Here is a 4,610-nt window from a genome sequence, read left to right as displayed (position 1 = left end):
GGGCGCCTCGTCCAGCATCTCGCGTATGGCCTCTACGTGCCGTCCGGCCGCCGGCGCGGCGCGATGCCGCTCGTCGTGATGCTGCACGGCTGCCAGCAGTCCGTCGACGAGTTCGTGCAGGGCACGCGGATGAACCTGCTGGCTGACAAGCACGGCTTCGCGGTGCTGTATCCGGAGCAGTCGCTGCGCGCGCACGCGCACGGCTGCTGGCACTGGTATGAAGACACCGACCGCGCGGGCCGCGGCGAGGCGAACGCGGTAGCGTCGCTCGTCGATGCGCTCGTCGACGAACACGGGTTCGACCAGTCGCGTGTCTATGTCGCGGGGCTGTCGGCCGGCGCGGGCCTGGCGTCGCTTCTTGCACTGCACCATCCCGACCGCTTCGCGGCGGTGGCGCTGCACTCGGGCCCGGCGCTCGGCGAGGCGAATTCCGGCATTACCGCGATGGACGTGATGCGGCGCGGCGTGCGGCAGAACCCGGCCGCGGCCGTCGATGCGCTGGTCGATGCCGCGGCGTATCCGGGCATGCCCGCGCTGATCGTCCAGGGCGACGGCGATCATGTCGTCGCACCGAAGAATGCCGATCAACTCACGGTGCAGTTCATGCGCCTGAACGGGCTCGCCGACAGCCGCGGCGCACTGCGCGGCGGCGAACGGGTCGAGACGCGCGAAGCGGGCGCGCAGATTACCGATGTCTGCCGCGACGGCGAGCCGGTCGTGCGGCTCTGCCACGTGAAAGGGCTCGACCATGCGTGGGCCGGCGGTGACGAAGCCGTGCCGTTTCACGCGGCGGTGGGCCCCGATGCAAGCGCGATGATCTGGGCCTTTTTCGAAGCCCAACGCCGCACTGTGGCGACCGAACGACGCATCGTCTGATCGACGCTGGCCAAAGCCTAGGGTTTTCCCTATAATTCGGGAAAACCCTAGTCAAAGAACCTTTGGATTGCGAGATCAACCATGTACCTGCTGAGCCACCTCTTCCTGATGCTGACCAAGAACGCTGAAACGGCCTCGAAAGAGCGCGCCGAGGCGTATCTGGCTGATGCGACCGACATCTACGATCTCGAATTCCGTATGCGCAAGATCGACCGCGAAGCGGCGATGAACCGCCCGTATTCGTTCGGTTCGCGCTAAGTAGCGCAGGGCGGGCAATCAGGTCCGCCGTTCCGGCGAGTCACGCAGCAAAAAAGGGCGCGTGCGGCTACATGCCGCACGCGCCCTTTTTGTATTCCTGGCCTTGTGTCGCGTCAGACGACCGTCAGGCGCACCGGCACGTTGTTACGCGTCGCGTTCGAATACGGGCACACGTGGTGCGCCTTTTCGACCAGCGCTTGCGCGTCGGCCTTGTCGAACCCGGGCAGCGACACGCGCAGCTCGACGTCGAGCCCGAAGCCGCCTGCATCGTTCGGGCCGATACCCACTTCCGCCGTGACCTGCGTGTCGGCCGGCAGCGCCTTCTTGTCCTGGCCGGCGACGAATTTCATCGCGCTCAGGAAACAGGCCGAGTAACCTGCGGCAAACAGTTGCTCCGGATTCGTGCCTTCCGCGCCCGTGCCGCCGAGTTCGCGCGGCGCGGCCAGCTTCACTTCCAGCTTGTTGTCAGCGGATACCGCGCGGCCGTCGCGGCCACCCGTGCTCGTGGCGCTGGTCTTGTACAGAATGTTCATCGTGCAGCTCCTGTCGGGAAAAGGGAGGAAAAGCGGCCCGGTCGAACGGGATGTCGCCGGCCACGAGGAAAATATAGAACACAAATCATTAGTGTGCAAATGAAATTTTGAAGAAAAAGCCCGGCGGTCCCGGGCCGGTTCGCCGGGGCTCGCCTGTCAGCGTTCGTTGGCGGCCGACAGCGCGTCGCGCAACTGCTGGAGATCGGCGCGCAGCCTGACCAGGAACTCGGGGGATTGCTGCATCGCGCAGAACAGATCGGCGGGTACCGAGCGCGCGCGGTCCTTCAGTGCACGGCCTTCCGGCGTCACGCGCACGTTCACGACCCGTTCGTCGGCCGCGCTGCGCACGCGTTCGACATAGCCGAGCGCTTCCAGCCGCTTCAGCAGCGGCGTGACCGTGGCCGGGTCGAGGTCGAGCCGCGCGGCGATGTCCTTCACGGCGATGTCGTCGCGTTCCCACAGCACGAGCATCGCGAGATATTGGGGATAGGTCAGCGACAGCTTGTCGAGCAGCGGCTTGTACGCCTTCGTCATCGCGTGCGAAGTCGAGTAGAGCGCGAAGCAGAGTTGCTCGTCGAGCGTCTGGGGCAGCGGGGGCAGGCGGTCCATGATTCGGAAGGCGCGGTGAACGCGCGAACAATTTGTACGCAAATTATTTTGCGCGCAAAAGATCGGGATGAACAGGGGGCAGCCGGCGCGGGGCGGTGGCCGTTGGAGGCGCGGGAAGGGAGGAGGCGCCGGGAGGCAACCCGGCGCGGAGAACGGCAGGCCGGCGACGCGCGCCGGCCGGAGAGCCTTCAGCGGCCCGACGTGGTGGTCGTCGCGCCCGGTTCCTGTACGCCGAAGCAGCCGCGATAGGTCGCGTAGAACGAGCAGTACAGCATCGTGACGATGATGATCGTCACCGGCATCATGATCGTCAGTGCGTAGGCGCCGGCACCAAGTGCCTGCAGCAGCAGCGACAGCGCGAGCGACGTGCCGAGCGCGACGCCGAACCACAGCACGCCGTACACGACGAATGCGCCGCGATTGCGCCAGCAGCTGACGACGCTGAAGAACAGCGCCTTGGCGGGCGGGACGTCATGCCACGCGACCAGCACCGGCGCGAACCAGAACAGCATCGCGACCGGCAGGTACAGCAGCGTCGCGAAGAACAGCGCGCCGAGCGTGCCTTGCGCGGCAAGCGCTTCCGGCGTCGTGCTCGCTTCGTCCGCCGCGCCCATCATCACGTGGAACAGCGCACCGCCGTCCACGAACGACGAAGCGGCGAACACGAGCACCATCGAGGCGACGTAGATCACGCCGAGCACGAGCAGCCGCTGGGTCGCGACGGTGCCGTACGAGCGGAAGCCGTCGACGAGGATCGTCGGCATCACGGGCTTGCCGGCCACCGTGTCGCGGCACGCGGCCATGAAGCCGACCGCGACGCCGGGAATGAATACCAGCGGCAGCGCGGAGCCGATCACGGGCACCATCGATATCAGCGTGATCGCCAGCAGGTACGTGAAGAACAGCGTGATGAACGCGAGCGGGTTCCGGCGGAACAGCCAGACGCCTTGACGGAACCAGACATAGCCCGTTTTGGCGGGCACTTCGATCAGTTGCATGCGGTTTGGATCTCGGGAAGCGCGGGCGTATGCGCGATACGCTCGCGCAGGATGCGTTCGAAATGGCCAGGATCGTGCGGCTTGAGCATCTCGGCCGCGCGCGGCAGGTAGAAGTCGTACAGGCGCGACACCCAGAAGCGGTACGCGCCCGCGCGCAGCATGTCGCTCCAGTGGCGGCGCTCCTCGGCCGTGAACGGCCGCACGGTCTGGTACGCGCGCAGCAGCGCGTCGGCGCGCGCGACGTCGAGCACGCCGGTCGCGAGGTCGACACACCAGTCGTTGACCGTGACCGCGACGTCGAACAGCCACTTGTCGCAGCCTGCGAAATAGAAGTCGAAGAAGCCGCCTAGCCGCACGTCGTGGCCGGTGCCGGGCGCCGCGTGCGCGAACAGCACGTTGTCGCGGAACAGGTCGCAATGACACGGCCCGGCCGGCAGCGCCGCGTAGTCGTCCGACGCGAAGAAGCTGGCCTGGTGCGCGAGCTCGCCCTCCAGCAGCGTGCGCTGCTCATCCGTGATGAACGGCACGATCGCCGGCACGTTCTCCTGCCACCACGGCAGGCTGCGCAGGTTCGGCTGGTGGCGCGGATAGTCGCGGCCGGCGAGGTGCAGGCGCGCGAGCATCTGCCCGACTTCGATACAGTGTTCGACCCCCGGCGCGAGTTCAGCCGAGCCGTCGAGCTTCGTGACGATCGCGGCCGGCTTGCCGTGCAGCATGCCGAACAGCGCGCCGTCGTCGCGCGGGATCGGATCCGGCACCGGCACGCCATGGCCGGCCAGATGGCGCATCAGGTCGAGGTAGAACGGCAGTTGTTCCGCCGTGAGCTTTTCGAAGATCGTGAGGACGTACTCGCCGCGCGTCGTCGTCAGGAAGAAATTGCTGTTTTCGATACCGGACGGAATGCCGCGGAACGCAAGCACGTCGCCCAGTTCGTAGTGGCGCATCCATTGCGCGAGATCGGAGTCGGAAACAGCAGTGAAAACGGCCATGCGGGATGCGTCAGGTCAGGATGTCGGCACGCGGACGGCGTGCGGCGCGACAACAGGTGAAGGGAAGGTGGCGCGCGGCGTTCGGTGCGGCGCGCCCCGGAATCAGTAGCGCAGGTTCAGCGACGGCAGGCGCGTGATCGGGATGCCCGCGTCGTGCGGCTTCGGCGACGTGTCGGGCGTCGAGCTCATCTGGTAGCGCGTGCCGAAGTTCGACTTCACGTCGATTTCGACCGGTTTGCCGCGATCGCGGTACTCGGTGACTTCGGTGCCGTTCTTGCTCTTTTCGTGGAAGCTCGGCGTGCGGCGGATGTCGGCGAAGTCGACTTTCGACGTGACTTCGGCGCCCG

6 protein-coding genes and 1 pseudogene are annotated in these 4,610 nt (G+C 66.6%); 2 read left to right on the top strand and 5 right to left on the bottom strand.

Annotated features, from left to right (window positions below):
• Positions 1 to 876 (top strand): PHB depolymerase family esterase (locus tag JYJ84_RS29025; protein ID WP_205189789.1); only part of this gene is annotated, 876 nt, incomplete at its 5' end.
• An 81-nt stretch (positions 877 to 957) separates the two neighbouring features.
• Positions 958 to 1,134, top strand: a complete 177-nt coding sequence (locus tag JYJ84_RS29020) for a DUF3563 family protein (RefSeq protein WP_080741415.1) — start codon at positions 958 to 960, stop codon at positions 1,132 to 1,134.
• Positions 1,135 to 1,247: 113 nt separating this feature from the next.
• On the opposite strand, the gene JYJ84_RS29015 is transcribed toward JYJ84_RS29020, so the two are convergent.
• The 5 genes and pseudogenes from JYJ84_RS29015 to JYJ84_RS28995 all read right to left on the bottom strand — a co-directional run.
• Complete coding sequence (locus JYJ84_RS29015) at positions 1,248 to 1,667, bottom strand: organic hydroperoxide resistance protein (RefSeq protein ID WP_011355825.1); 420 nt, start codon at positions 1,665 to 1,667, stop codon at positions 1,248 to 1,250.
• 156 nt (positions 1,668 to 1,823) lie between these two features.
• Positions 1,824 to 2,276: a MarR family winged helix-turn-helix transcriptional regulator gene (locus JYJ84_RS29010; RefSeq protein WP_122949153.1), complete on the bottom strand. Its 453-nt coding sequence runs from the start codon at positions 2,274 to 2,276 to the stop codon at positions 1,824 to 1,826.
• Positions 2,277 to 2,464: 188 nt separating this feature from the next.
• The gene (locus JYJ84_RS29005; protein ID WP_122949154.1) at positions 2,465 to 3,274 is read right to left on the bottom strand and encodes a BPSS1780 family membrane protein; all 810 of its coding nucleotides are present in this window, start codon (positions 3,272 to 3,274) and stop codon (positions 2,465 to 2,467) included.
• The gene (locus JYJ84_RS29000) at positions 3,265 to 4,263 is read right to left on the bottom strand and encodes a homoserine kinase (protein ID WP_122949155.1); all 999 of its coding nucleotides are present in this window, start codon (positions 4,261 to 4,263) and stop codon (positions 3,265 to 3,267) included. Before JYJ84_RS29000 ends, JYJ84_RS29005 begins: the two co-directional genes overlap by 10 nt.
• A gap of 102 nt (positions 4,264 to 4,365) precedes the next feature.
• Positions 4,366 to 4,610: pseudogene (locus tag JYJ84_RS28995) on the bottom strand (hypothetical protein); the annotation flags it as partial.

Origin of the sequence: Burkholderia sp. LMG 13014 (genome assembly GCF_905232215.1) — a bacterium.
Taxonomy (GTDB): Bacteria; Pseudomonadota; Gammaproteobacteria; order Burkholderiales; family Burkholderiaceae; genus Burkholderia.
The sequence above is the reverse complement of the archived record's forward strand: the minus strand, read 5'-3'. Positions and strand labels throughout refer to the sequence as shown.

Bases quoted from the DNA above. Each gene is read 5' to 3' on its own strand.
- JYJ84_RS29020 (WP_080741415.1), top strand. From the start codon at position 958: ATGTACCTGCTGAGCCACCTCTTCCTGATGCTGACCAAGAACGCTGAA.
- JYJ84_RS29015 (WP_011355825.1), bottom strand. From the start codon at position 1,667: ATGAACATTCTGTACAAGACCAGCGCCACGAGCACGGGTGGCCGCGAC.
- JYJ84_RS29010 (WP_122949153.1), bottom strand. From the start codon at position 2,276: ATGGACCGCCTGCCCCCGCTGCCCCAGACGCTCGACGAGCAACTCTGC.
- JYJ84_RS29005 (WP_122949154.1), bottom strand. From the start codon at position 3,274: ATGCAACTGATCGAAGTGCCCGCCAAAACGGGCTATGTCTGGTTCCGT.
- JYJ84_RS29000 (WP_122949155.1), bottom strand. From the start codon at position 4,263: ATGGCCGTTTTCACTGCTGTTTCCGACTCCGATCTCGCGCAATGGATG.